This is a genomic window from Pseudomonas sp. NPDC089752 (genome assembly GCF_044748725.1).
Taxonomy (GTDB): Bacteria; Pseudomonadota; Gammaproteobacteria; order Pseudomonadales; family Pseudomonadaceae; genus Aquipseudomonas.
Genome location: NZ_JBIVGP010000005.1, coordinates 383,864 through 408,752, shown reverse-complemented (window position 1 = coordinate 408,752; position 24,889 = coordinate 383,864). Strand labels below are relative to the sequence as shown.

The 24,889-nt window shown below is 57.5% G+C and carries 25 protein-coding genes and 4 tRNA genes; all 29 read left to right on the top strand.

The annotated features are described in order from the left end of the window. The first annotated feature begins 202 nt into the window (after positions 1-202). The 29 genes from birA (at position 203) to rpsC (ending at position 24,888) form a co-directional block, all read left to right on the top strand. A complete protein-coding gene (birA, locus tag ACIPZF_RS11350; RefSeq protein ID WP_400798912.1) occupies positions 203-1,162 on the top strand; it encodes a bifunctional biotin--[acetyl-CoA-carboxylase] ligase/biotin operon repressor BirA in 960 nt (319 codons plus the stop codon). Further along, entirely contained in the window at positions 1,152-1,901 is a 750-nt protein-coding gene (locus ACIPZF_RS11345) for a pantothenate kinase (RefSeq protein WP_400798909.1), read from the top strand. Before birA ends, ACIPZF_RS11345 begins: the two co-directional genes overlap by 11 nt. Positions 1,902-1,908: 7 nt before the next feature. Then, on the top strand, positions 1,909-2,334 hold the full coding sequence (locus ACIPZF_RS11340) for a hypothetical protein (protein ID WP_400798906.1): 426 nt from the start codon (positions 1,909-1,911) through the stop codon (positions 2,332-2,334). A 152-nt stretch (positions 2,335-2,486) separates the two neighbouring features. After that, a tRNA-Tyr gene (locus tag ACIPZF_RS11335) sits at positions 2,487-2,570 on the top strand. A 24-nt stretch (positions 2,571-2,594) separates the two neighbouring features. Then, positions 2,595-2,668: transfer RNA gene (locus tag ACIPZF_RS11330), tRNA-Gly, on the top strand. Positions 2,669-2,697: 29 nt separating this feature from the next. Continuing rightward, positions 2,698-2,773: transfer RNA gene (locus ACIPZF_RS11325), tRNA-Thr, on the top strand. 78 nt (positions 2,774-2,851) lie between these two features. Continuing rightward, entirely contained in the window at positions 2,852-4,045 is a 1,194-nt protein-coding gene (gene tuf / locus ACIPZF_RS11320; protein WP_010951775.1) for an elongation factor Tu, read from the top strand. Positions 4,046-4,099: 54 nt separating this feature from the next. Then, positions 4,100-4,175, top strand: a tRNA-Trp gene (locus ACIPZF_RS11315). A 44-nt stretch (positions 4,176-4,219) separates the two neighbouring features. Then, positions 4,220-4,588: a preprotein translocase subunit SecE gene (gene secE, locus ACIPZF_RS11310; protein ID WP_008089117.1), complete on the top strand. Its 369-nt coding sequence runs from the start codon at positions 4,220-4,222 to the stop codon at positions 4,586-4,588. A gap of 9 nt (positions 4,589-4,597) precedes the next feature. Continuing rightward, a complete protein-coding gene (gene nusG / locus ACIPZF_RS11305) occupies positions 4,598-5,131 on the top strand; it encodes a transcription termination/antitermination protein NusG (protein WP_003255501.1) in 534 nt (177 codons plus the stop codon). A 119-nt stretch (positions 5,132-5,250) separates the two neighbouring features. Further along, positions 5,251-5,682 carry a 50S ribosomal protein L11 gene (rplK, locus tag ACIPZF_RS11300; protein ID WP_003255500.1) on the top strand — a complete coding sequence of 144 codons (432 nt, stop codon included), beginning with the start codon at positions 5,251-5,253 and terminating at the stop codon, positions 5,680-5,682. After that, the gene (rplA, locus tag ACIPZF_RS11295) at positions 5,682-6,377 is read left to right on the top strand and encodes a 50S ribosomal protein L1 (protein WP_008089131.1); all 696 of its coding nucleotides are present in this window, start codon (positions 5,682-5,684) and stop codon (positions 6,375-6,377) included. The genes rplK and rplA overlap by 1 nt, the downstream gene beginning before the upstream one ends. 198 nt (positions 6,378-6,575) lie before the next feature. Then, complete coding sequence (gene rplJ, locus ACIPZF_RS11290) at positions 6,576-7,076, top strand: 50S ribosomal protein L10 (RefSeq protein ID WP_400798904.1); 501 nt, start codon at positions 6,576-6,578, stop codon at positions 7,074-7,076. Between the two features lie 78 nt (positions 7,077-7,154). Then, positions 7,155-7,520 (top strand): 50S ribosomal protein L7/L12, encoded by a 366-nt coding sequence (gene rplL / locus ACIPZF_RS11285; protein ID WP_003255496.1) that lies wholly within the window; start codon positions 7,155-7,157, stop codon positions 7,518-7,520. Positions 7,521-7,569: 49 nt separating this feature from the next. Then, positions 7,570-7,740 carry a hypothetical protein gene (locus tag ACIPZF_RS11280; RefSeq protein WP_155294789.1) on the top strand — a complete coding sequence of 57 codons (171 nt, stop codon included), beginning with the start codon at positions 7,570-7,572 and terminating at the stop codon, positions 7,738-7,740. Beyond that, positions 7,740-11,813, top strand: coding sequence for a DNA-directed RNA polymerase subunit beta (gene rpoB / locus ACIPZF_RS11275; RefSeq protein ID WP_400798900.1), 4,074 nt, complete (start codon positions 7,740-7,742; stop codon positions 11,811-11,813). Before ACIPZF_RS11280 ends, rpoB begins: the two co-directional genes overlap by 1 nt. Positions 11,814-11,877: 64 nt before the next feature. Further along, complete coding sequence (rpoC, locus tag ACIPZF_RS11270) at positions 11,878-16,077, top strand: DNA-directed RNA polymerase subunit beta' (RefSeq protein WP_400798898.1); 4,200 nt, start codon at positions 11,878-11,880, stop codon at positions 16,075-16,077. A gap of 211 nt (positions 16,078-16,288) precedes the next feature. After that, the gene (gene rpsL / locus ACIPZF_RS11265) at positions 16,289-16,660 is read left to right on the top strand and encodes a 30S ribosomal protein S12 (RefSeq protein WP_003255492.1); all 372 of its coding nucleotides are present in this window, start codon (positions 16,289-16,291) and stop codon (positions 16,658-16,660) included. Between the two features lie 106 nt (positions 16,661-16,766). Further along, positions 16,767-17,237, top strand: coding sequence for a 30S ribosomal protein S7 (gene rpsG, locus ACIPZF_RS11260; protein WP_003246741.1), 471 nt, complete (start codon positions 16,767-16,769; stop codon positions 17,235-17,237). 30 nt (positions 17,238-17,267) lie between these two features. Further along, positions 17,268-19,412: an elongation factor G gene (gene fusA, locus ACIPZF_RS11255; protein ID WP_400798895.1), complete on the top strand. Its 2,145-nt coding sequence runs from the start codon at positions 17,268-17,270 to the stop codon at positions 19,410-19,412. 27 nt (positions 19,413-19,439) lie between these two features. Next, a complete protein-coding gene (tuf, locus tag ACIPZF_RS11250) occupies positions 19,440-20,633 on the top strand; it encodes an elongation factor Tu (protein ID WP_010951775.1) in 1,194 nt (397 codons plus the stop codon). Positions 20,634-20,774: 141 nt separating this feature from the next. After that, on the top strand, positions 20,775-21,086 hold the full coding sequence (rpsJ, locus tag ACIPZF_RS11245; protein ID WP_003186070.1) for a 30S ribosomal protein S10: 312 nt from the start codon (positions 20,775-20,777) through the stop codon (positions 21,084-21,086). 80 nt (positions 21,087-21,166) lie between these two features. After that, a complete protein-coding gene (rplC, locus tag ACIPZF_RS11240) occupies positions 21,167-21,802 on the top strand; it encodes a 50S ribosomal protein L3 (RefSeq protein ID WP_012316519.1) in 636 nt (211 codons plus the stop codon). Between the two features lie 12 nt (positions 21,803-21,814). Beyond that, complete coding sequence (rplD, locus tag ACIPZF_RS11235; protein WP_003255485.1) at positions 21,815-22,417, top strand: 50S ribosomal protein L4; 603 nt, start codon at positions 21,815-21,817, stop codon at positions 22,415-22,417. Continuing rightward, a complete protein-coding gene (gene rplW, locus ACIPZF_RS11230) occupies positions 22,414-22,713 on the top strand; it encodes a 50S ribosomal protein L23 (RefSeq protein ID WP_003255484.1) in 300 nt (99 codons plus the stop codon). The genes rplD and rplW overlap by 4 nt, the downstream gene beginning before the upstream one ends. Positions 22,714-22,727: 14 nt before the next feature. Beyond that, positions 22,728-23,552, top strand: coding sequence for a 50S ribosomal protein L2 (gene rplB / locus ACIPZF_RS11225; protein WP_012316518.1), 825 nt, complete (start codon positions 22,728-22,730; stop codon positions 23,550-23,552). A 16-nt stretch (positions 23,553-23,568) separates the two neighbouring features. Next, positions 23,569-23,844, top strand: a complete 276-nt coding sequence (gene rpsS, locus ACIPZF_RS11220) for a 30S ribosomal protein S19 (protein ID WP_003255482.1) — start codon at positions 23,569-23,571, stop codon at positions 23,842-23,844. 11 nt (positions 23,845-23,855) lie between these two features. Further along, on the top strand, positions 23,856-24,188 hold the full coding sequence (gene rplV / locus ACIPZF_RS11215; RefSeq protein ID WP_003103908.1) for a 50S ribosomal protein L22: 333 nt from the start codon (positions 23,856-23,858) through the stop codon (positions 24,186-24,188). A gap of 13 nt (positions 24,189-24,201) precedes the next feature. Then, entirely contained in the window at positions 24,202-24,888 is a 687-nt protein-coding gene (gene rpsC / locus ACIPZF_RS11210; RefSeq protein WP_003255481.1) for a 30S ribosomal protein S3, read from the top strand. Position 24,889 lies beyond the last annotated feature (1 nt).

Sequence of the window (24,889 nt, the reverse complement as noted above, 5' to 3'; positions counted from 1 at the left end):
TGGTAGTGTGGGGTTTCCCCATGTGAGAGTAGGTCATCGTCAAGATTCATTTCGCAAAACCCCTATCTGCGCGAGCAGGTAGGGGTTTTGTCTTTTCGGGCCGAAAAAACTGCAGGTTCGTGGTCTTTTCATGTGGCCCTTTTCCTATGCAAGCCCAAAGCCCATAGCTATCATGCCAGCCTTATTCCAAGTCGAGACTGGCATGCTGAAGTTGTTGAATCTCCTCAAGGATGGCCGGTTCCATTCCGGAGAAGCCTTGGGGGCAGCCCTCGGGGTGAGCCGCAGTGCAGTCTGGAAGCAGCTGCAGCACCTGGAGACTGACCTGAACCTCACTATTCACAAGGTCCGTGGGCGTGGCTACCAGCTAGCGGCGCCACTCGCTCTGCTCGACGCGAAAGCGATTGCCGATTTTGCAGAGGGCGGCCTGTGGCCTGTTTTCATCCATGAGACCATCGATTCGACCAACGCTGAAGGGCTGAGGCTTGTCGGGCAGGGCCAGGCTGCTCCATTTCTGGTCATCGCCGAACGCCAGAGTGCCGGGCGTGGTCGTCGCGGTCGCCATTGGGTAAGCCCATTCGCGGAAAACCTCTATTACAGTCTGGTCCTGCGTGTCGAAGGTGGCATGCGTCAGCTCGAGGGCTTGAGCCTGGTGGTGGGCTTGGCTGTCATGCGCACGCTGCAGGCCTTTGGTGTGAAGGATGTGGGGCTGAAATGGCCCAACGATGTGCTTGTGCGTGGGCAGAAAATCACCGGCATTCTGCTGGAGCTGGTCGGTGATCCTGCGGATGTCTGCCATGTCGTCCTTGGAATCGGCATCAATGTAAACATGCAGGCTAACGACCAGGTTGATCAGCAATGGACCTCGATGCGGCGCGAAGTAGGCGCGACAATTGATCGCAATCGCCTGGTGGCTGTGCTCAGTCAGCAGCTGCAGCACGAGTTAACCCGTCATCGCCGCTATGGGTTTGCCGCATTCCAGGAAGAATGGGAGCAGGCTCATCTATGGCAGGGGCATAATGTATCGCTTATTGCTGGCAGCACTCGTATCGATGGGGTGGTGCTGGGTGTAGACGGGCAGGGCGGATTACGCCTTGAGGTCGACGGTGTAGAAAAGAGCTTCAGTGGTGGTGAGCTCAGTTTGAGGTTGCGTGATGATTCTTGAGCTCGATTGCGGTAACAGCTTCATCAAATGGCGTGTCATACATGCTGCCGATGCGACGATCGTGGGTGGAGGTATCGTTGACTCGGACCAGGCACTGGTGGCTGAAGTCATTGTCCTCACGTCATTGCGTTTGTCGGGTTGCCGTATCGTTAGCGTGCGCAGTGAAGAGGAAACCGCCGCGCTCTGCGGGTTGATCGCCCAGGCGTTCTCCGTCGTCGCGCGGGTAGCGGAGCCGACCCAGGAAATGGCGGGCGTACGCAACGGCTATGAAGACTTCCAGCGCTTGGGCATGGATCGCTGGCTCGCGGCATTGGGCGCGTTCCATCTGGCCAAAGGGGCTTGCCTGGTAATCGACCTGGGTACCGCCGCGAAAGCTGATTTCATAGCTGCAGATGGCGAACATCTGGGGGGTTACATTTGCCCGGGCATGCCACTGATGCGCAGCCAGCTGCGTACGCATACCCGCAGAATCCGCTACGACGATGCTTCGGCAGAGCGTGCACTGAGCAGCCTTGCTCCTGGGCGTTCGACTGTCGAAGCGGTGGAGCGCGGATGCGTATTGATGTTGCAAGGCTTTGCACGCACTCAGGTAGAGCAGGCGCGTGAGTTGTGGGGTGAAGACTTTACCGTTTTTCTTACCGGTGGCGATGCGCCGTTGGTGCGTGAAGCTGCACCCCAGGCGCGTGTAGTTCCTGATCTGGTATTCGTTGGCCTGGCAATGGCCTGCCCTTTGGACTGAGGTGCGTATGCGTTGGTTGTTTCTGTTATTGCTGGTGCTCAACGTCTTCTATTACGTCTGGCACCAACAGGAAGCTCCACTCAAGGCCAAGGATGTCGCCCCGCTGTCGTTGTATAAAGGCAATCAACAAGAGATTCGCCTGCTGCGCGAGACAGGCGTGTCTGCACCGGCTCGGCGTCGCGATGAGTGCCTGGTTGTCGGTGGCCTGGCAGGTGCAGAGCAGCTGGATGCGCTGCGTCAGCGCCTGCTCAGCCTGGACATCAACGCCTTGCCGGTATCCGGCCAGCTGCCTGGGGCGGACGGTCTCTGGCTCAAGGTGGCCCCCGAAAGCGAGCGTTTGCTGGACCAAACCGTACTCACCACTCTTTCCAGTGATTTCAAAGACTTAAAACATAAAATTATTTTCTGCCAGGGTATTGCAACTGGCGAATAGCTTGATAGAATGGCGCCCGCTTCACAGGGAACACCACTCAGGTGGTAGAACTGGAAGCGGTGTCAAAGCAGCTAAGTTTCAGATTTGATTGAAAAAATTTGAAAAAACGCTTGACACTAGGACGGCAGACAAATAGAATGCCGGCCACATCTGGAGGGATTCCCGAGCGGTCAAAGGGGACGGACTGTAAATCCGTTGCGAGAGCTTCGAAGGTTCGAATCCTTCTCCCTCCACCAGTTTTAGCGAGAGCCGCAAGCTCCGCGGGTATAGTTTAGTGGTAGAACCTCAGCCTTCCAAGCTGATGATGCGGGTTCGATTCCCGCTACCCGCTCCAAGTTTGCTGGATTTTGCGCAACGTGTTTCGCTCTTGTAGCTCAGTTGGTAGAGCACACCCTTGGTAAGGGTGAGGTCAGCGGTTCAAGTCCGCTCAAGAGCTCCATATAAACAAGGCAGATATGAAAATATCTGCCTTTGTTTTATCAGCGTAATGCTATTTCTTCTGCGGAGGATTGTATCGATGGCTAAGGAAAAGTTTGATCGTTCCCTTCCCCACGTTAACGTCGGCACTATCGGCCACGTTGACCACGGTAAGACCACTCTGACCGCAGCTCTGACTCGCGTCTGCTCCGAAGTTTTCGGTTCGGCAGTCGTTGAGTTCGACAAGATCGACTCGGCTCCGGAAGAAAAAGCGCGCGGTATCACCATCAACACCGCTCACGTCGAGTACAACTCGAACATTCGTCACTACGCTCACGTTGACTGCCCAGGTCACGCTGACTACGTGAAGAACATGATCACCGGTGCTGCCCAGATGGACGGCGCGATCCTGGTCTGCTCGGCCGCCGATGGTCCGATGCCACAAACCCGTGAGCACATCCTGCTGTCCCGTCAGGTTGGCGTTCCGTACATCGTGGTCTTCCTGAACAAGGCTGACCTGGTAGACGACGCTGAGCTGCTGGAGCTGGTCGAGATGGAAGTTCGCGACCTGCTGTCCACCTACGACTTTCCAGGCGACGACACTCCGATCATCATCGGTTCGGCTCGTATGGCGCTGGAAGGCAAAGACGACAACGAAATGGGCACTACCGCTGTCAAGAAGCTGGTAGAGACTCTGGATGCCTACATCCCTGAGCCAGTTCGTGCCATCGACCAGCCATTCCTGATGCCAATCGAAGACGTATTCTCGATCTCGGGTCGTGGTACCGTTGTTACCGGTCGTATCGAGCGTGGTATCGTCCGCGTTCAGGATCCGCTGGAAATCGTTGGTCTGCGTGACACCACCACCACCACCTGCACCGGTGTTGAGATGTTCCGCAAGCTGCTGGACGAAGGTCGTGCTGGCGAGAACTGCGGCGTTCTGCTGCGTGGTACCAAGCGTGACGACGTTGAGCGTGGCCAGGTTCTGGTCAAGCCAGGTTCGGTCAAGCCGCACACCAAGTTCACCGCAGAAGTCTACGTTCTGTCGAAGGAAGAAGGCGGTCGTCACACTCCGTTCTTCAAAGGCTACCGTCCTCAGTTCTACTTCCGTACCACTGACGTGACCGGTAACTGCGAACTGCCGGAAGGCGTTGAAATGGTAATGCCAGGTGACAACATTCAGATGACTGTTACCCTGATCAAGACCATCGCAATGGAAGACGGTCTGCGCTTCGCTATCCGTGAAGGCGGTCGTACCGTCGGCGCCGGCGTCGTAGCAAAAATTATCGAATAAGTAGTTGATTTACTTGATCAGGCCGGTATAATGGCCGGCCTGATACAGCGTTACAGGTCAGTAGCTCAATTGGCAGAGCGACGGTCTCCAAAACCGTAGGTTGGGGGTTCGATTCCCTCCTGACCTGCCATTCACCTCAGTGTGATTGGCTTTCTTCTTACAGGATCCTCCTCGATGACCCCCAAAACTGAAGCCCAAGAATCGCGTTTTGATCTGTTCAAGTGGCTGGCTGTAGTGGCTTTGGTGGTTGTTGGTGTCGTGGGTAATCAGTATTACTCCGCATCCCCGATCCTGTACCGCGTCCTTGCACTTCTCGCTCTGGCTGCTGTCGCTGGCTTCGTTGCTCTGCAGACTGCGAAGGGTAAGTCGTTCTTTGCGCTGGCGAAGGAAGCTCGTACTGAGATCCGTAAAGTCGTGTGGCCGACCCGCCAGGAAACCACCCAGACCACGCTGATTGTCGTGGCTGTCGTGCTGGTTATGGCACTGCTGCTGTGGGGTCTTGATTCCCTGCTCGGCTGGGCGGTCTCCCTGATCGTTGGCTAAAGGTGTCCCGTGGCTAAGCGTTGGTATGTTGTGCATGCTTACTCGGGTTACGAGAAGCATGTTATGCGCTCCCTGATCGAGCGCGTCAAGCTGGCAGGCATGGAAGACGGTTTCGGCGAGATCCTGGTCCCGACCGAAGAAGTCGTCGAAATGCGCAACGGCCAGAAGCGCAAGAGTGAGCGTAAGTTCTTCCCTGGCTATGTTCTGGTCCAGATGGAGATGAACGAAGGGACTTGGCACTTGGTCAAGGACACCCCTCGTGTGATGGGCTTTATCGGCGGTACCGCAGACAAGCCTGCGCCGATTACCGATAAAGAAGCCGAGGCTATCCTGCGTCGCGTTGCCGACGGTAGCGACAAGCCGAAGCCGAAGACGCTGTTCGAGCCGGGTGAAGTGGTTCGAGTCATTGACGGTCCGTTCGCTGACTTCAATGGTAGTGTCGAAGAAGTTAATTACGAAAAGAGTCGCCTCCAGGTGGCGGTGCTCATTTTCGGTCGCTCTACTCCGGTAGAGCTCGAGTTCAGCCAGGTCGAAAAGGTCTAGGCGGACGAAGCATCCCATACCCCGCAGCCCTGTGTGCTGCGGGGTTTTGTCGTCACTGGGATAAAACGCAAGTCATCCGGGGAGCCATCTGGCGTTTGTACCCGATATTGGAGTAGCTCATGGCTAAGAAGATTCAGGCTTACATCAAGCTGCAAGTTAAGGCCGGCCAGGCCAACCCAAGCCCACCCGTTGGTCCAGCACTGGGCCAACACGGTGTGAACATCATGGAATTCTGCAAGGCCTTCAACGCCCGTACTCAGGGTCAAGAAGCCGGCCTGCCGACTCCTGTGATCATCACTGTATACAGCGACCGTAGCTTCACTTTCGAGACCAAGAGCACCCCTGCCTCGGTTCTGCTGAAGAAAGCTGCTGGCCTGACCAGTGGTTCGGCTCGCCCGAACACCGTCAAAGTCGGTACCGTGACCCGTGCTCAGCTGGAAGATATCGCCAAAGCTAAACAGGCTGATCTGACCGCTGCTGACCTGGACGCTGCTGTACGCACCATCGCTGGCTCTGCCCGCAGCATGGGCCTGAACGTGGAGGGTGTGTAATGGCTAAGCTGACCAAGCGCCAAAAGGCTATTGCTTCGAAAATCGAAGCTGGCAAAGTTTACAACTTCGAAGACGCAGCTGCGCTGCTGGCCGAACTGTCCACCGTGAAGTTCAGCGAATCCTTCGACGTTGCCGTCAACCTCGGCGTTGACCCGCGTAAATCCGACCAGGTCGTTCGTAGCGCTACTGTGCTGCCACACGGCACTGGCAAGACCGTACGCGTTGCCGTCTTCACCCAGGGTCCAGCTGCCGAGGCCGCTCTGGCTGCCGGCGCTGACCGTGTAGGTATGGACGATCTGGCTGCCGAAATGAAAGGCGGCGACCTGAACTATGACGTCGTCATCGCATCGCCCGATGCCATGCGCGTTGTCGGTCAGTTGGGTCAGGTTCTGGGTCCTCGCGGCCTGATGCCTAACCCGAAAGTCGGTACCGTAACTCCAGACGTCGCCACGGCTGTCAAAAACGCCAAGGCTGGTCAGGTTCGCTATCGCACCGACAAAAACGGTATCATCCACACCTCCGTTGGCAAGGTCGGCTTCGAAGCTGGCAAGCTGAAGGAAAACGTTGAAGCCCTGATCGCTGATCTGAAGCGTATCAAGCCGGCTTCCTCGAAAGGTATCTACGTCAAGCGCGTTACCCTGAGCACCACCATGGGCCCAGGTCTGGTCATCGACCAGAGCTCGCTGAACGCGTAAGACCGCAGTGGCGCGACATGTCGCGCCATTGGCAAAAATTGGGGTCCCTGCCTGGCGGGGGCTATCCAAGACCGTAGGCGGCGCAAGCCTTAAACCTTAAAGCCTACGCAGATGGTGCTCCCGATTCGTTACCGAATCAGACACCAAAACGACATCCGGCTTCGGCCAGATGAAACGGTAAAAACCAGGAGTAAACCCGTGGCAATTAAACTCGAAGACAAGAAGGCCATCGTCGCTGAAGTCAACGAGGCTGCCAAAGTCGCTCTGTCCGCTGTCGTGGCCGATGCCCGTGGTGTGACTGTAGGCGCAATGACCGGACTCCGTAAAGAGGCCCGCGAAGCTGGCGTATACGTACGTGTCGTACGTAACACCCTGCTCAAGCGCGCTGTTGAAGGCACCGAATTTTCGATCCTCAACGACGCGTTCAAAGGCCCGACCCTGATTGCATTCTCCAACGAACACCCGGGCGCTGCTGCTCGTCTGTTCAAAGAGTTCGCCAAGGGTCAGGACAAGTTCGAGATCAAGGCAGCTGCGTTTGACGGCAATTTCATTGCCGCCAACCAGATCGATGTACTGGCTACCTTGCCGACCCGTGACGAAGCTATCGCACGTCTGATGAGCGTTATTCAAGGCGCTACCAGCAAGCTGGCTCGTACTCTGGCGGCCGTTCGCGACCAGAAAGAAGCTGCTGCTGCCTAAGGCCGCGTAACCTCTTTCAAAATCATATGTTTAATTTGATGGCTGCGTAGGCTGTCACCCCAATACAGGATTTAAGTCATGTCCCTGACTAACGAGCAAATCATCGAAGCAATCGGCCAGAAAACCGTTCTGGAAGTTGTTGAGCTGATCAAAGCAATGGAAGAAACCTTCGGCGTTACCGCTGCTGTTGCCGCTGCTGGCCCAGCTGCTGCTGCTGCCGTTGTTGAAGAGCAGACCGAGTTCAACGTTGTTCTGGTTGAAGCCGGCGACAAGAAAGTGAACGTCATCAAAGCCGTTCGCGAACTGACCGGTCTGGGCCTGAAAGAAGCCAAAGAGAAAGTCGACGGCGCTCCTCAGGTAGTTGCTGAAGGCGTTTCGAAAGAAGCCGCTGAAGACGCTAAGAAGAAGCTGGAAGAAGCAGGCGCTAAAGTCGAGCTGAAGTAATTTCGACTTTGCGACGCCAGCCGGAGCGTTGAGCAAAGGCTGATGGCTGGTGGCTTATGCCACCGGCCTTTTTCCGTTATTGGTGGCCGATCAGGTCGGCCCCGATAACAAGCTGCAAGACACCCATGTGGGTGGCGCAAACCAAGGGGTTTGCACGATTTTCTGGCTGCTCCCGCCGGGAGAAGCCAAACAAGCAGGTGACCAAGCTGGGGAACGCTGATGGCTTACTCATACACTGAGAAAAAACGTATCCGCAAGGACTTTAGCAAGTTGCCGGACGTCATGGATGTGCCTTACCTCCTGGCCATCCAGCTGGATTCGTATCGCGAATTCCTGCAAGCGGGAGCATCCAAGGATCAGTTCCGCGACGTCGGCCTGCACGCGGCCTTCAAATCGGTATTCCCGATCATCAGCTACTCCGGCAATGCTGCCCTGGAGTACGTAGGCTATCGCCTGGGCGAACCCGCCTTCGATGTGAAGGAATGTGTCCTGCGTGGCGTGACCTTCGCGGTCCCACTGCGGGTCAAGGTGCGCCTGATCATCTTCGACAAGGAATCGTCGAACAAAGCGATCAAGGACATCAAAGAGCAAGAAGTCTACATGGGTGAAATCCCCCTGATGACTGAGAACGGTACCTTCGTTATCAACGGTACCGAGCGTGTGATCGTTTCCCAGCTGCACCGTTCGCCTGGTGTGTTCTTCGACCACGACCGTGGCAAGACGCACAGCTCCGGCAAGCTGCTGTACTCCGCTCGCATCATTCCGTACCGCGGCTCCTGGCTGGACTTCGAGTTCGACCCGAAGGACTGCGTGTTCGTGCGTATCGACCGTCGCCGCAAACTGCCGGCCTCGGTACTGCTGCGCGCCCTGGGTTACAGCACCGAAGAGGTTCTGAACACCTTCTACACCACCAACGTGTTCCATATTTCCGGCGAGAAACTCAGCCTGGAACTGGTGCCTCAGCGTCTGCGTGGTGAAGTTGCGGTCATGGACATCCATGACGAAACTGGCAAGGTCATCGTCGAGCAGGGCCGCCGTATTACCGCGCGCCACGTCAACCAGCTCGAGAAGGCCGGTGTCAACCAGCTGGACGTTCCAATGGAATACGTCCTGGGTCGCACCACCGCCAAGGCCATCGTGCATCCTGCCACCGGTGAGATCCTGGCCGAGTGCAACACCGAGCTGACCACCGAGCTGCTGATCAAGATCGCCAAGGCTCAGGTCGTTCGCATCGAGACCCTGTACACCAACGACATCGACTGCGGTCCGTTCATCTCGGACACCCTGAAGATCGACACCACCAGCAACCAACTGGAAGCGCTGGTCGAGATCTACCGCATGATGCGTCCAGGCGAGCCGCCAACCAAGGACGCTGCCGAGACCCTGTTCAACAACCTGTTCTTCAGCGCCGAGCGTTACGACCTGTCGGCCGTTGGCCGCATGAAGTTCAACCGTCGTATCGGTCGCACCGAGATCGAAGGTTCGGGCGTGCTGAGCAAGGAAGACATCGTCGAGGTCCTCAAGACCCTGGTCGATATCCGTAACGGCAAAGGCATCGTCGATGACATCGACCACCTCGGTAACCGTCGCGTCCGTTGCGTCGGCGAGATGGCCGAGAACCAGTTCCGTGTTGGCCTGGTGCGCGTAGAGCGTGCGGTCAAGGAACGTCTGTCGATGGCTGAAAGCGAAGGCCTGATGCCGCAGGACCTGATCAACGCCAAGCCGGTTGCGGCGGCGGTGAAAGAGTTCTTCGGTTCCAGCCAGCTCTCGCAGTTCATGGACCAGAACAACCCGCTCTCCGAGATCACCCACAAGCGCCGTGTATCCGCACTCGGCCCGGGCGGTCTGACCCGCGAGCGCGCAGGCTTCGAAGTCCGTGACGTACACCCGACCCACTACGGCCGCGTGTGCCCGATCGAGACCCCTGAAGGTCCGAACATCGGTCTGATCAACTCCCTGGCAGCCTATGCCCGCACCAACCAGTATGGCTTCCTCGAAAGCCCGTACCGCGTGGTGAAGGAAGGCGTGGTCAGCGACGACATCGTGTTCCTGTCGGCGATCGAAGAAGCTGATCACGTCATCGCCCAGGCTTCGGCCGCGATGAACGACAAGAAGCAGCTGATCGATGAGCTGGTGGCCGTTCGTCACCTGAACGAATTCACCGTCAAGGCGCCGGAAGACGTCACCCTGATGGACGTTTCGCCGAAGCAGGTTGTTTCCGTTGCTGCCTCGCTGATCCCGTTCCTCGAGCACGACGACGCCAACCGTGCGTTGATGGGTTCGAACATGCAGCGTCAGGCTGTACCAACCCTGCGTGCCGACAAGCCGCTGGTAGGTACTGGCATGGAGCGCAACGTTGCCCGTGACTCCGGTGTCTGCGTGGTCGCTCGCCGCGGTGGTGTGATCGACTCGGTCGACGCCAGCCGTATCGTCGTTCGCGTTGCCGATGACGAAGTCGAGACCGGCGAAGCTGGTGTCGATATCTACAACCTGACCAAGTACACCCGTTCGAACCAGAACACCTGCATCAACCAGCGTCCGCTGGTCAGCAAGGGTGACAAGGTCCAGCGTGGCGACATCATGGCCGACGGCCCGTCCACCGACATGGGTGAACTGGCACTGGGTCAGAACATGCGCATCGCGTTCATGGCATGGAACGGCTTCAACTTCGAAGACTCCATCTGCCTGTCCGAGCGTGTGGTCCAGGAAGATCGCTTCACCACCATCCACATTCAGGAACTGACCTGTGTGGCGCGTGACACCAAGCTTGGCCCAGAGGAAATCACTGCGGACATCCCGAACGTGGGTGAAGCCGCACTGAACAAGCTGGACGAAGCCGGTATCGTCTACGTAGGTGCTGAAGTCGGCGCTGGCGACATTCTGGTCGGCAAGGTCACGCCAAAAGGCGAGACCCAGCTGACGCCGGAAGAAAAACTGCTGCGCGCGATCTTCGGTGAGAAGGCCAGCGACGTTAAGGACACCTCCCTGCGCGTGCCAACCGGCACCAAGGGTACCGTCATCGACGTACAGGTCTTCACCCGTGATGGCGTCGAGCGCGACAGCCGCGCGCTGTCCATCGAGAAGATGCAGCTGGACGAGATCCGCAAGGACCTCAACGAAGAGTTCCGCATCGTCGAAGGTGCAACCTTCGAGCGTCTGCGTTCTGCCCTGAACGGCCAGGTGGTCGACGGTGGCGCGGGCCTGAAGAAAGGCACCGTGATCTCCGACGAAGTGCTGGACGGTCTGGAGCACGGCCAGTGGTTCAAACTGCGCATGGCCGAAGATGCACTGAACGAGCAGCTGGAAAAGGCTCAGCAGTACATCGTCGATCGCCGTCGCCTGCTGGACGACAAGTTCGAAGACAAGAAGCGCAAGCTGCAGCAGGGCGATGACCTGGCACCGGGCGTACTGAAGATCGTCAAGGTCTACCTGGCTATCCGCCGTCGCATCCAGCCGGGTGACAAGATGGCCGGTCGTCACGGTAACAAGGGTGTCGTCTCGGTAATCATGCCGGTTGAAGACATGCCGCACGATGCCAACGGTACTCCGGTCGACGTCGTACTGAACCCGCTGGGCGTACCTTCGCGTATGAACGTCGGTCAGATCCTTGAAACCCACCTGGGCCTCGCGGCCAAGGGCCTGGGCGAGAAGATCGACCGCATGATCGAAGAGCAGCGCAAGGCCGCTGAACTGCGTGGCTTCCTCACCGAGATCTACAACGAGATCGGTGGTCGTCAGGAGAACCTGGAAGAGTTCACCGACGAAGAGATTCTCGCCCTGGCGCACAACCTCAAGAAAGGCGTGCCAATGGCTACGCCGGTCTTCGATGGTGCCAAGGAGCGCGAGATCAAGGCCATGCTGAAGCTGGCTGACCTGCCAGAGAGCGGCCAGATGGTGCTGTTCGACGGCCGTACCGGCAACAAGTTCGAGCGTCCTGTGACCGTTGGTTACATGTACATGCTCAAGCTGAACCACTTGGTGGACGACAAGATGCACGCGCGTTCCACTGGTTCCTACAGCCTGGTTACCCAGCAGCCGCTGGGTGGTAAGGCGCAGTTCGGTGGTCAGCGTTTCGGGGAGATGGAAGTGTGGGCGCTGGAAGCATACGGCGCGGCATACACCCTGCAAGAAATGCTCACAGTGAAGTCGGACGACGTGAACGGCCGTACCAAGATGTACAAGAACATCGTGGATGGCGATCACCGTATGGAGCCGGGCATGCCCGAGTCCTTCAACGTGTTGATCAAAGAGATCCGTTCGCTCGGTATCGATATCGATCTGGAAACCGAATAACACGTGACGCGAAGGGGGGCGGGGCAGGTAATGCCCGCTCCCTGCTCCGCCAGGAGGAAAGGCCTTGAAAGACCTACTGAATTTGCTGAAAAACCAGGGTCAAGTCGAAGAGTTCGACGCCATCCGTATCGGTCTGGCGTCGCCTGAAATGATCCGTTCGTGGTCGTTCGGTGAAGTTAAGAAGCCGGAAACCATCAACTACCGTACGTTCAAACCTGAGCGTGACGGCCTGTTCTGCGCCAAGATCTTTGGCCCAGTCAAGGACTACGAGTGCCTGTGCGGCAAGTACAAGCGCCTCAAGCACCGCGGTGTCATCTGCGAGAAGTGCGGCGTTGAAGTTGCCCTGGCCAAGGTTCGTCGTGAGCGCATGGCGCACATCGAACTGGCCTCGCCGGTTGCCCACATCTGGTTCCTGAAGTCGCTGCCGTCCCGTATCGGCTTGCTGATGGACATGACCCTGCGTGATATCGAGCGCGTTCTCTACTTCGAGAGCTACGTCGTTATCGACCCGGGTATGACTACCCTGGAAAAGGGCCAGCTGCTGAACGACGAGCAGTATTTCGAAGCGCTGGAAGAGTTCGGTGACGACTTCGACGCCCGCATGGGTGCCGAGGCTGTCCGCGAACTGCTGCACGCTATCGACCTGGAGCACGAGATCGGCCGCCTGCGCGAAGAGATTCCGCAGACCAACTCGGAAACCAAGATCAAGAAGCTGTCCAAGCGCCTGAAGCTGATGGAAGCTTTCCAGGGCTCGGGCAACCTGCCTGAGTGGATGGTCCTGACCGTCCTGCCAGTACTGCCGCCGGACCTGCGTCCGCTGGTACCGCTGGATGGCGGCCGCTTCGCGACCTCCGACCTGAACGACCTGTATCGTCGGGTGATCAACCGTAACAACCGTCTGAAGCGCCTGCTCGATCTGTCGGCGCCGGACATCATCGTGCGCAACGAAAAGCGCATGCTGCAGGAAGCGGTCGACGCCCTGCTCGACAACGGCCGTCGCGGTCGCGCCATCACTGGCTCGAACAAGCGTCCGCTGAAGTCGCTGGCCGACATGATCAAAGGTAAGCAAGGTCGCTTCCGTCAGAACTTGCTCGGTAAGCGTGTTGACTACTCCGGTCGTTCGGTAATTACCGTAGGCCCGACCCTGCGTCTGCACCAGTGCGGTCTGCCGAAGAAGATGGCCCTCGAGCTGTTCAAGCCGTTCATTTTCGGCAAGCTGGAAATGCGTGGTCTGGCGACCACCATCAAGGCTGCCAAGAAGATGGTCGAGCGCGAGCTGCCAGAGGTGTGGGACGTTCTCGCTGAAGTGATTCGCGAACACCCCGTACTGCTCAACCGTGCACCGACCCTTCACCGTCTGGGTATCCAGGCGTTCGAGCCTGTGCTCATCGAAGGTAAGGCCATTCAGCTGCACCCGCTGGTCTGCGCCGCGTACAACGCCGACTTCGACGGTGACCAGATGGCCGTTCACGTGCCGCTGACGCTGGAAGCCCAGCTCGAAGCGCGCGCGCTGATGATGTCGACCAACAACATTCTGTCGCCAGCCAACGGTGAGCCAATCATCGTTCCGTCGCAGGACGTTGTACTGGGTCTGTACTACATGACCCGTGAAGCCATCAACGCGAAGGGCGAAGGTCGCGTATTCGCCGACCTGCAGGAAGTCGACCGCGTATTCCGCGCCGGCGAAGCTGCTCTGCACGCGAAAATCAAGGTCCGTATCAACGAGACCGTGAACGACCGTGATGGCAGCAGCGTCAAGAACACCCGTATCGTCGACACCACCGTCGGCCGTGCGCTGCTGTTCCAGGTTGTACCGGCAGGCCTGCCGTACGATGTCGTCAACCAGCCGATGAAGAAAAAGGCGATCTCCAAGCTGATCAACCAGTGCTATCGCGTGGTTGGTCTGAAAGAGACCGTTATCTTCGCCGACCAGCTGATGTACACCGGTTTTGCCTATTCGACCATTTCCGGCGTTTCCATCGGTGTGAACGACTTCGTCATCCCGGATGAAAAAGCCCGCATCATTGGTAATGCCACTGATGAAGTGAAGGAAATCGAGAGCCAGTACGCCTCCGGCCTGGTAACCCAGGGCGAGAAGTACAACAAGGTCATCGACTTGTGGTCGAAGGCGAACGACGAAGTGTCCAAGGCGATGATGGCCAACCTCTCGAAAGAGAAGGTCATCGACCGCGAGGGCAACGAAGTCGATCAAGAGTCCTTCAACTCGATGTACATGATGGCCGACTCGGGTGCGCGGGGTTCCGCCGCTCAGATCCGTCAGCTGGCCGGTATGCGTGGCCTGATGGCCAAGCCGGACGGCTCGATCATCGAGACGCCGATCACCGCGAACTTCCGTGAAGGTCTGAGCGTACTGCAGTACTTCATCTCGACCCACGGTGCTCGTAAAGGTCTGGCGGATACCGCACTGAAGACCGCTAACTCCGGTTACCTGACCCGTCGTCTGGTAGACGTTGCCCAGGATCTGGTCGTGACCGAGATCGACTGCGGCACCGACCAGGGTCTGGTCATGACTCCGCACATCGAAGGCGGTGACGTTGTAGAGCCGCTGGGTGAGCGTGTTCTGGGTCGTGTCATCGCCCGTGACGTGTTCAAGCCAGGCACCGAGGACGTCATCGTTCCGGCCGGCACTCTGGTTGATGAGCAGTGGGTCGAGTTCATCGAGCTGAACAGCATCGACGAAGTCGTCGTGCGTTCGCCGATCAACTGCGAAACCCGCTATGGCATCTGCGCCAAGTGCTACGGTCGTGACCTGGCTCGCGGTCACCAGGTGAACATCGGTGAAGCTGTCGGCGTTATCGCTGCCCAGTCGATCGGTGAGCCGGGTACCCAGCTGACCATGCGTACGTTCCACATCGGTGGTGCTGCAAGCCGTACTTCGGCTGCCGACAGCGTCCAGGTGAAGAACGGCGGTATGGTCCGTCTGCACAACCTGAAACAGGTCGAGCGTGCCGATGGCAACCTGGTTGCCGTATCGCGTTCCGGTGAGTTGGCGATTGCCGACGAATTCGGTCGTGAGCGTGAGCGCTACAAGCTGCCTTACGGTGCGGTGATTTCGGTCAAGGAAGGTGACAAGGTCGAAGCTGGCGCCATCGTCGCCAAGTGGGACCCGCACACCCACCCGATCGTTACCGAGCTGAAAGGTACCGTGACCTTCGTGGGCATGGAAGAAAACATCACCATCAAGCGCCAGACCGACGAACTGACCGGCCTGACCAACATCGAGGTTCTGGACGTCAAGGATCGCCCTGCCGCAGGCAAGGAAATCCGTCCGGCAATCAAGATGGTCGATGCCAATGGCAAGGACCTGTACCTGCCGGGTACCGACGTACCGGCTCAGTACTTCCTGCCGGCCAACGCCCTTGTCGGCGTGGCTGACGGTGCACAGATCGGCGTTGGTGACGTTATCGCGCGTATCCCGCAAGAAACGTCCAAGACCCGTGACATCACCGGTGGTCTGCCACGCGTTGCCGACCTGTTCGAAGCGCGCCGTCCGAAAGAAGCCTCGATTCTGGCTGAAGTCAGCGGCACCATCGCGTTCGGTAAAGAGACCAAGGGCAAGCGTCGTCTGGTCATCACTCCGACCGACGGTAGCGATCCGTACGAAGAGCTGATTCCGAAGTGGCGCCACCTGAACGTCTTCGAAGGCGAACAGGTAAACCGCGGCGAAGTTATCTCCGACGGCCCGAGCGATCCGCACGACATCCTGCGTCTGCTGGGTGTGAGCGCGCTGGCGAAGTACATCGTCAACGAGATCCAGGACGTTTACCGTCTGCAAGGCGTTAAGATCAACGACAAGCACATCGAGACCATCCTGCGTCAGATGCTGCGCAAGGTCGAGATCTCCGAGTCGGGCGATTCCAGCTTCATCAAGGGCGACCAGATGGAACTGACTCAGGTGCTGGTCGAGAACGAGCGTCTCGCCGGCGAAGACAAGTTCATCTCGAAGTTCACCCGTGTGCTGCTGGGTATCACCAAGGCGTCGCTGTCGACCGAATCGTTCATCTCCGCGGCTTCCTTCCAGGAAACCACCCGCGTACTGACCGAAGCGGCGGTAACCGGCAAGCGCGATTACCTGCGCGGCCTGAAAGAGAACGTGGTCGTGGGTCGTCTGATCCCGGCCGGTACTGGTCTGGCCTACCACAGCGAGCGCAAGCGTCGCCGTGATGCCGACAAACCGCTGCGTGTGAGCGCCAGTGAGGTGGAAGCCGCACTGACCGAAGCGCTGAATTCCAGCGGTAACTAAGTACAGGGCAGGGCCCCGGCAAGCCCCGAACGACCATCGGCGACATGAATTGTTGCCGATGATCGGACGGGGAGGGCCGGGGCCTCGTCTTGACTGGGTGCAAGATCCTCTTTAGACTTTTGTACCCTTAAATTTGGTGAGGCTCCGTCTCGCCAATTTTTGGCTTTCTTGCAAGACAATAGAGTCGCAAGACAATCAGTGGAGCTAGTAGATGGCAACTATCAACCAGCTGGTACGTCAGCCGCGTAAGCGTTCGGTCGAGAAGTCCGACGTTCCTGCGCTGCAGAACTGCCCGCAACGTCGTGGCGTGTGCACCCGCGTGTACACCACCACGCCGAAAAAACCTAACTCGGCACTGCGTAAAGTATGCCGTGTGCGTCTGACCAACGGTTTCGAGGTTTCCTCGTACATCGGCGGTGAAGGCCACAACCTGCAAGAGCACAGCGTCGTCCTGATCCGTGGCGGCCGTGTAAAAGACTTGCCAGGTGTTCGTTACCACACCGTTCGCGGCTCTCTGGATACTTCGGGCGTCAAAGGCCGTAACCAGGGTCGTTCGAAGTACGGTACCAAGCGTCCGAAGTAATCGGCCGTTTGCAGACATCCATTTTTTTGAGTCGATAAGAGTAAGGTCGGGCAGGGGTCGAAGACCCACGTCCCGGGCTAACCTGAAGACCGTTTGAGGGCTTATCATGCCAAGACGTCGTGTAGCAGCAAAACGTGAGATTCTGGACGATCCTAAATACGGATCCCAAATCCTCGCCAAGTTCATGAACCACGTGATGGAAAGCGGCAAGAAGGCCGTAGCCGAGCGCATCGTTTACGGTGCCCTGGATACTGTCAAAGCACGCAAGAACAGCGACCCCCTGGAAATCTTCGAGAAAGCTCTCGACGCCATCGCTCCGCTGGTCGAAGTAAAGTCCCGCCGTGTCGGCGGTGCCACTTACCAGGTCCCGGTTGAAGTTCGTCCATCCCGTCGTAATGCTCTGGCAATGCGCTGGCTCGTAGACTACGCCCGCAAGCGCGGCGAGAAGTCGATGGCTCTGCGCCTTGCTGGCGAACTGCTGGATGCTGCCGAAGGCAAAGGTGCTGCAGTCAAGAAGCGTGAAGACGTTCACCGTATGGCTGAAGCCAACAAAGCGTTCTCGCACTACCGCTTCTAATTCAAGCATCAATCATTTTGCGAGGGCTTTATGGCTCGTACTACAGCAATTAACCGCTACCGTAACATCGGTATCTGTGCCCACGTTGACGCGGGCAAGACCACCACTACCGAGCGGATCCTGTTCTACACAGGTCTGAGCCACAAGATGGGCGAGGTGCATGACGGCGCCGCGACCACCGACTGGATGGTGCAGGAGCAGGAGCGCGGTATCACCATTACCTCCGCTGCCGTTACCACCTTCTGGAAAGGTTCCGTTGGTCAGTACGACAACTACCGTGTAAACGTCATCGATACCCCCGGCCACGTTGACTTCACCATTGAAGTAGAGCGTTCGCTGCGCGTACTCGACGGCGCGGTCGTTGTGTTCTGCGGTACTTCCGGCGTTGAGCCACAGTCCGAAACCGTATGGCGTCAGGCCAACAAGTACGGTGTTCCACGTGTTGTCTACGTGAACAAGATGGACCGTGCCGGTGCAAACTTCCTGCGCGTCGTAGGTCAGATCAAGAACCGTCTGGGTCACACCCCGGTTCCGATTCAGCTGGCCATCGGTTCGGAAGATAACTTCCAGGGTCAGGTCGACCTGATCAAGATGAAGGCTATCTACTGGAACGAAGACGACAAAGGCACCACCTATCGCGAGGAAGAAATTCCTGCCGATATGCTGGAGCTGGCTGAAGAATGGCGCAACAACATGGTTGAGGCTGCCGCTGAAGCCAACGAAGAGCTGATGAACAAGTACCTTGAAGAAGGTGAGCTGACCGTCGAAGAAATCAAGGCAGGCCTGCGCGCGCGCACCCTGGCCAGCGAGATCGTTCCGGCCGTCTGCGGTTCGTCGTTCAAGAACAAGGGTGTTCCCCTGGTTCTCGACGCCGTCATCGAGTTCCTGCCTGCGCCGACCGAGATCCCTGCAATCCAGGGTATCAACCCGGACGACAAAGACCTGGACAAAGAAGATCCGGCTGTTCGTAAAGACGAGCGTCACGCTGACGACGACGAGCCGTTCTCGGCTCTGGCGTTCAAGATCGCGACCGACCCGTTCGTCGGTACGCTGACCTTCGTTCGCGTCTACTCGGGTGTTCTGAGCTCCGGTGACTCGGTCATCAACTCGGTGAAGGGCAAGAAAGAGCGCGTTGGTCGTATGGTGCAGATGCACGCCAACCAGCGTGAAGAGATCAAGGAAGTGCGCGCTGGCGACATCGCGGCCCTGATCGGCATGAAAGATGTGACCACCGGCGAAACCCTGTGCAACATCGACAAGCCAATCATCCTTGAGCGTATGGACTTCCCTGAGCCGGTAATTTCGCTCTCCGTCGAGCCGAAAACCAAGGCTGACCAGGAGAAGATGGGTATCGCACTGGGCAAGCTGGCCCAGGAAGACCCGTCGTTCCGCGTCAAGACCGACGAAGAAACCGGCCAGACCATCATCTCCGGTATGGGTGAGCTGCACCTGGACATCCTCGTTGACCGCATGAAGCGCGAGTTCAACGTCGAGGCCAACATCGGCAAGCCGCAGGTTTCGTACCGCGAGAAGATCACCAAGTCCGGCGTTGAGATCGAAGGCAAGTTCGTTCGTCAGTCGGGTGGTCGTGGTCAGTTCGGTCACTGCTGGATCCGTTTCTCGGAGCCAGAAGTCGACGAGAAGGGCAACATCACCGAAGGTCTGGTGTTCTCCAACGAAGTCGTTGGTGGTGTAATTCCTAAGGAATTCATCGCGCCGATCCAGAAGGGTATCGAAGAGCAGATGAAGAACGGCGTCGTTGCCGGCTATCCTCTGATCGGCCTGAAGGCCACGGTATTCGACGGTTCGTACCACGACGTCGACTCCAACGAAATGGCGTTCAAGATCGCTGCTTCGATGGCAACCAAGCAGCTGGCCACCAAAGGCGGCGGCGTGGTCCTCGAGCCGATCATGAAGGTCGAAGTTGTAACCCCGGAAGACTACCTGGGTGACGTGATGGGTGACCTGAACCGTCGTCGTGGTCTGGTCCAGGGTATGGATGAGTCGGTCTCCGGCCGCGTCGTCCGTGCTGAAGTTCCGCTCGGAGAGATGTTCGGTTACGCGACCGACGTTCGTTCCATGTCTCAGGGTCGCGCAAGCTACTCCATGGAATTCTCCAAATACGCCGAAGCTCCGTCGAACATCGTCGAAGCACTCGTTAAAAAACAAGGCTAATCCCCTTTAGGCAAGAGGTTCACTGTCGTGGCTAAAGAAAAATTTGATCGTTCCCTTCCCCACGTTAACGTCGGCACTATCGGCCACGTTGACCACGGTAAGACCACTCTGACCGCAGCTCTGACTCGCGTCTGCTCCGAAGTTTTCGGTTCGGCAGTCGTTGAGTTCGACAAGATCGACTCGGCTCCGGAAGAAAAAGCGCGCGGTATCACCATCAACACCGCTCACGTCGAGTACAACTCGAACATTCGTCACTACGCTCACGTTGACTGCCCAGGTCACGCTGACTACGTGAAGAACATGATCACCGGTGCTGCTCAGATGGACGGCGCGATCCTGGTTTGCTCGGCCGCCGATGGTCCGATGCCACAAACCCGTGAGCACATCCTGCTGTCCCGTCAGGTTGGCGTTCCGTACATCGTGGTCTTCCTGAACAAGGCTGACCTGGTAGACGACGCTGAGCTGCTGGAACTGGTCGAGATGGAAGTTCGCGACCTGCTGTCCACCTACGACTTCCCAGGCGACGACACTCCGATCATCATCGGTTCGGCTCGTATGGCGCTGGAAGGCAAAGACGACAACGAAATGGGCACTACCGCTGTCAAGAAGCTGGTAGAAACTCTGGATGCTTACATCCCTGAGCCAGTTCGTGCCATCGACCAGCCATTCCTGATGCCAATCGAAGACGTATTCTCGATCTCGGGTCGTGGTACCGTTGTTACCGGTCGTATCGAGCGTGGTATCGTCCGCGTTCAGGATCCGCTGGAAATCGTTGGTCTGCGTGACACCACCACCACCACCTGCACCGGTGTTGAGATGTTCCGCAAGCTGCTGGACGAAGGTCGTGCTGGCGAGAACTGCGGCGTTCTGCTGCGTGGTACCAAGCGTGACGACGTTGAGCGTGGCCAGGTTCTGGTCAAGCCAGGTTCGGTCAAGCCGCACACCAAGTTCACCGCAGAAGTCTACGTTCTGTCGAAGGAAGAAGGCGGTCGTCACACTCCGTTCTTCAAAGGCTACCGTCCTCAGTTCTACTTCCGTACCACTGACGTGACCGGTAACTGCGAACTGCCGGAAGGCGTTGAAATGGTAATGCCAGGTGACAACATTCAGATGACTGTTACCCTGATCAAGACCATCGCAATGGAAGACGGTCTGCGCTTCGCTATCCGTGAAGGCGGTCGTACCGTCGGCGCCGGCGTCGTAGCCAAAATCATCGAGTAATCACTCGATCGGTTGAAAAAACCCCCGCTCAGCGGGGGTTTTTTTTATTGGGTTGACACTAAATATGGGCGTCTATAGAATCACGCCTCCTTTTAGCGGGCGTAGTGCGTCCGTTGGGAACAGCCTGGAGTCTGAAATCCAATGCAAAATCAGCAAATCCGTATCAGGTTGAAGGCTTTCGACCATCGCCTGATCGACCAATCCACCCAGGAAATCGTGGAAACCGCGAAACGTACTGGTGCACAAGTGCGTGGTCCAATTCCACTGCCTACCCGCAAAGAGCGTTTCACCGTTCTGGTTTCCCCGCACGTCAACAAAGACGCGCGTGACCAGTACGAGATCCGCACTCATAAGCGTGTTCTGGACATCGTCCAGCCAACGGATAAAACCGTTGACGCGCTGATGAAGCTTGATCTGGCGGCAGGTGTGGAAGTGCAGATCAGCCTCGGCTAAGACTTCGGTCTTGTCCGTGTAACGCTCTGAAATGGGCGGCCATAGCGGGTGAAAGCCCCGTACACTCATGAGGTTACAACATGACTATTGGTGTAGTCGGTCGCAAGTGCGGTATGACCCGCATTTTCACCGAAGAAGGTGTCTCCATTCCGGTCACGGTCATTGAGATCGAGCCGAATCGTGTCACCCAGTTCAAAACTGAAGAAACCGATGGCTACCGTGCAGTGCAAGTCACTGTCGGCGAGCGTCGTGCTTCGCGTGTGACTGCCGCTCAGGCAGGTCACTTCGCCAAGGCCAACGTTGCCGCTGGTCGCGGTGTCTGGGAGTTCCGTCTTGAAGAAGGCGAGTTCCAGGCTGGCGACTCGATCAAAGCTGAACTCTTCACTGCAGGCCAGCTGGTTGACGTTACTGGTCAGTCCAAAGGTAAAGGCTTCGCCGGTACCATCAAGCGCTGGAACTTCCGTGGTCAGGACAACACCCACGGTAACTCCGTGTCGCACCGTGTGCCTGGTTCCATCGGCCAGTGCCAGACTCCTGGTCGTGTGTTCAAGGGCAAGAAAATGTCCGGTCACATGGGCGCCGAGCGCGTGACTGTTCAGTCCCTGGAAGTAGTTCGCGTAGACGCTGAGCGCAACCTGCTGCTGGTCAAGGGTGCCGTTCCTGGCGCTACTGGCGGCGACGTGGTTGTACGTCCAGCTGTCAAGGCTCGCGGTTAAGGGGAAACTGACATGCAACTTAATGTAAATGACGCTCAGGCGATCGAAGTTTCCGAACTGACTTTCGGTGGCGAATTCAACGAGACGCTGGTACACCAAGCAGTCGTGGCCTACATGGCCGGCGGCCGTCAGGGCACCAAGCAGCAAAAGACCCGTTCCGACGTGGCTGGTGGCGGTAAGCGCCCATGGCGTCAGAAGGGTACTGGCCGTGCTCGTGCTGGTACCACTCGTGGTCCGATCTGGCGTGGCGGTGGTGTAACCTTCGCAGCTCGCCCTCAAGATCACTCGCAGAAGCTCAACAAGAAGATGTACCGCGCAGCCCTGCGCTCCATCCTCGCTGAGCTGGTGCGTAGCGACCGTCTGGTCGTGGTTCAGGACTTCGCTGTTGAAGCACCGAAAACCAAAGATCTGCTGAACAAGCTGAACGGCATGGGTCTGAGCGACGTTCTGATCGTTTCGGACGCTGTTGATCAGAACCTGTACCTGGCTGCTCGCAACCTGCCGCACGTCGATGTACGTGACGTTCAAGGTTCCGACCCGGTCAGTCTGATCGCATACGAGAAAGTGTTGATCACTGTCTCGGCCGTGAAGAAATTCGAGGAGCTGCTGGGATGAACCAGGAACGCGTATTTAAAGTCCTCCTTGGCCCGCACGTTTCCGAGAAGGCTACCGTTCTGGCTGAGAAAAAAGGCCAGTTCGTATTCAAGGTTGCTACCGATGCAACCAAGCTGGAAATCAAGAAAGCTGTCGAAGGCCTGTTCAACGTAAAAGTTGAAAACGTGTCGACTGTTAACGTTCTGGGTAAAACCAAGCGTACCGCACGTGGTCTGGGCAAGCGTAATGACTGGAAGAAGGCGATCGTCTCCCTTCAGCCAGGCCAAGATCTCGATTTCAGCAGCAGTGCTGAGTAAGGAAGGGGTGCATCATGGCAATCGTTAAATGCAAACCGACTTCCCCTGGCCGCCGTTTCGTGGTCAAGGTGGTCAACCAGGAGCTGCACAAAGGCGCTCCTCACGCACCGCTGCTCGAGAAGAAATCGAAGTCTGGTGGTCGTAACAACAATGGCCGCATTACCACTCGTCACGTTGGTGGTGGTCATAAGCAGCATTACCGTCTGGTCGACTTCCGTCGCAACGACAAAGATGGCATCCCAGCCACTGTCGAGCGTATCGAATACGATCCAAACCGTACTGCTCACATCGCCCTGCTGTGCTACGCAGACGGTGAGCGTCGCTACATCATCGCCCCTAAAGGCGTGAGCGCTGGCGATCAGCTGATCGCAGGTGCACTGGCCCCAATCAAGGCCGGTAACTCCCTGCAGCTGCGCAACATCCCAGTAGGTAGCACCATTCACGGCATCGAACTGAAGCCGGGTAAAGGTGCTCAGATCGCTCGTTCCGCTGGTGCTTCGGCTCAGCTGATCGCTCGTGAAGGCGTCTACGTGACTCTGCGTCTGCGCTCTGGCGAAATGCGTAAAGTACTGGCTGAGTGCCGTGCGACCCTGGGTGAAGTCTCGAACTCCGAGCACAGCCTGCGCTCGCTGGGTAAAGCTGGTGCCAAACGCTGGCGCGGCGTTCGCCCAACCGTTCGTGGTGTTGCCATGAACCCGGTTGACCACCCACATGGTGGTGGTGAAGGTCGTACCTCCGGTGGTCGTCATCCGGTATCGCCATGGGGCTTCCCAACCAAGGGTGCTAAAACCCGCGGTAATAAGCGTACCGACAACATGATCGTCCGTCGTCGCAAGTAACTAGAGGGATACGACAGTGCCACGTTCTCTGAAAAAAGGTCCTTTTATCGATCTTCACCTGTTGAAGAAGGTCGAAGTGGCGGTGGAGAAGAACGATCGCAAGCCAGTTAAAACCTGGTCGCGTCGCTCGATGATCCTGCCACAAATGGTCGGTCTGACCATCGCGGTTCACAACGGTCGCCAGCATGTCCCAGTTCTCGTGAACGAAGACATGGTCGGCCACAAACTGGGCGAGTTCGCCGGTACCCGCACCTATCGCGGGCACGTGGCTGACAAGAAAGCCAAGCGTTAAGGGGTAAGGAAATGGAAGTAGCCGCTAAGTTGTCGGGCGCTCGCATCTCCGCCCAGAAAGCCCGCTTGGTCGCCGACCAGATCCGCGGGAAGAAGGTGGGCGAAGCGCTCAACCTGTTGGCCTTCAGCAGCAAAAAAGCCGCTGAAATCATGAAGAAAGTCCTCGAGTCGGCCGTTGCCAACGCCGAACACAACGAAGGCGCAGACGTTGATGACCTGAAGGTCTCCACCGTCTTCGTCAACGAAGGGCGTTCGCTGAAGCGCATCATGCCACGTGCCAAAGGCCGTGCTGATCGCATCGTCAAGCGGTCTTGCCATATCACTGTCAAGGTTGCGGACAAGTAACGGAGTCGATCAGATGGGTCAGAAAGTACATCCCACTGGCATTCGCCTGGGAATCGTCAAGGAGCACACCTCCGTCTGGTACGCAGACGGTGCTACTTACGCAGATTACCTGTTGAAGGATCTGAAAACGCGTGAGTACCTCCAAGACAAACTAAAAAGCGCGTCCGTAAGCCGTATCGATATTCATCGTCCGGCTCAAACTGCACGCATCACCATCCACACCGCTCGTCCCGGTATCGTTATCGGTAAGAAAGGTGAAGATGTCGAGAAGCTGCGTCAGGACCTGACCAAGCAGATGGGTGTGCCTGTGCACATCAACATCGAAGAGATCCGCAAGCCGGAACTCGACGCCATGCTGGTTGCGCAGAGCGTAGCTCAGCAGCTGGAACGCCGCGTAATGTTCCGTCGCGCCATGAAGCGCGCCGTACAGAACGCCATGCGTATTGGTGCCAAGGGCATCAAGATCCAGGTGAGCGGTCGTCTCGGCGGTGCTGAGATTGCTCGTACCGAGTGGTATCGCGAAGGTCGTGTGCCTCTGCACACCCTGCGTGCCGATATCGACTACAACACCTACGAAGCTCACACCACTTACGGTGTGATCGGTGTGAAGGTTTGGATCTTCAAAGGCGAAGTTATTGGTGGTCGCCAAGAAGAACTGAAACCACAAGCACCAGCGCCTCGTAAAAAAGCTGCTAAGTAAG

Coding starts and splice junctions, on each gene's coding strand:
- rplB (WP_012316518.1), top strand. CDS start 22,728: ATGGCAATCGTTAAATGCAAACCGACTTCCCCTGGCCGCCGTTTCGTG.
- birA (WP_400798912.1), top strand. CDS start 203: ATGCTGAAGTTGTTGAATCTCCTCAAGGATGGCCGGTTCCATTCCGGA.
- rpsG (WP_003246741.1), top strand. CDS start 16,767: ATGCCAAGACGTCGTGTAGCAGCAAAACGTGAGATTCTGGACGATCCT.
- secE (WP_008089117.1), top strand. CDS start 4,220: ATGACCCCCAAAACTGAAGCCCAAGAATCGCGTTTTGATCTGTTCAAG.
- rplV (WP_003103908.1), top strand. CDS start 23,856: ATGGAAGTAGCCGCTAAGTTGTCGGGCGCTCGCATCTCCGCCCAGAAA.
- rplL (WP_003255496.1), top strand. CDS start 7,155: ATGTCCCTGACTAACGAGCAAATCATCGAAGCAATCGGCCAGAAAACC.
- rplK (WP_003255500.1), top strand. CDS start 5,251: ATGGCTAAGAAGATTCAGGCTTACATCAAGCTGCAAGTTAAGGCCGGC.
- tuf (WP_010951775.1), top strand. CDS start 2,852: ATGGCTAAGGAAAAGTTTGATCGTTCCCTTCCCCACGTTAACGTCGGC.
- ACIPZF_RS11340 (WP_400798906.1), top strand. CDS start 1,909: ATGCGTTGGTTGTTTCTGTTATTGCTGGTGCTCAACGTCTTCTATTAC.
- rpsC (WP_003255481.1), top strand. CDS start 24,202: ATGGGTCAGAAAGTACATCCCACTGGCATTCGCCTGGGAATCGTCAAG.
- rpoB (WP_400798900.1), top strand. CDS start 7,740: ATGGCTTACTCATACACTGAGAAAAAACGTATCCGCAAGGACTTTAGC.
- rpsJ (WP_003186070.1), top strand. CDS start 20,775: ATGCAAAATCAGCAAATCCGTATCAGGTTGAAGGCTTTCGACCATCGC.
- ACIPZF_RS11345 (WP_400798909.1), top strand. CDS start 1,152: ATGATTCTTGAGCTCGATTGCGGTAACAGCTTCATCAAATGGCGTGTC.
- fusA (WP_400798895.1), top strand. CDS start 17,268: ATGGCTCGTACTACAGCAATTAACCGCTACCGTAACATCGGTATCTGT.
- rplA (WP_008089131.1), top strand. CDS start 5,682: ATGGCTAAGCTGACCAAGCGCCAAAAGGCTATTGCTTCGAAAATCGAA.
- rpsL (WP_003255492.1), top strand. CDS start 16,289: ATGGCAACTATCAACCAGCTGGTACGTCAGCCGCGTAAGCGTTCGGTC.
- rplD (WP_003255485.1), top strand. CDS start 21,815: ATGCAACTTAATGTAAATGACGCTCAGGCGATCGAAGTTTCCGAACTG.
- rplC (WP_012316519.1), top strand. CDS start 21,167: ATGACTATTGGTGTAGTCGGTCGCAAGTGCGGTATGACCCGCATTTTC.
- rplW (WP_003255484.1), top strand. CDS start 22,414: ATGAACCAGGAACGCGTATTTAAAGTCCTCCTTGGCCCGCACGTTTCC.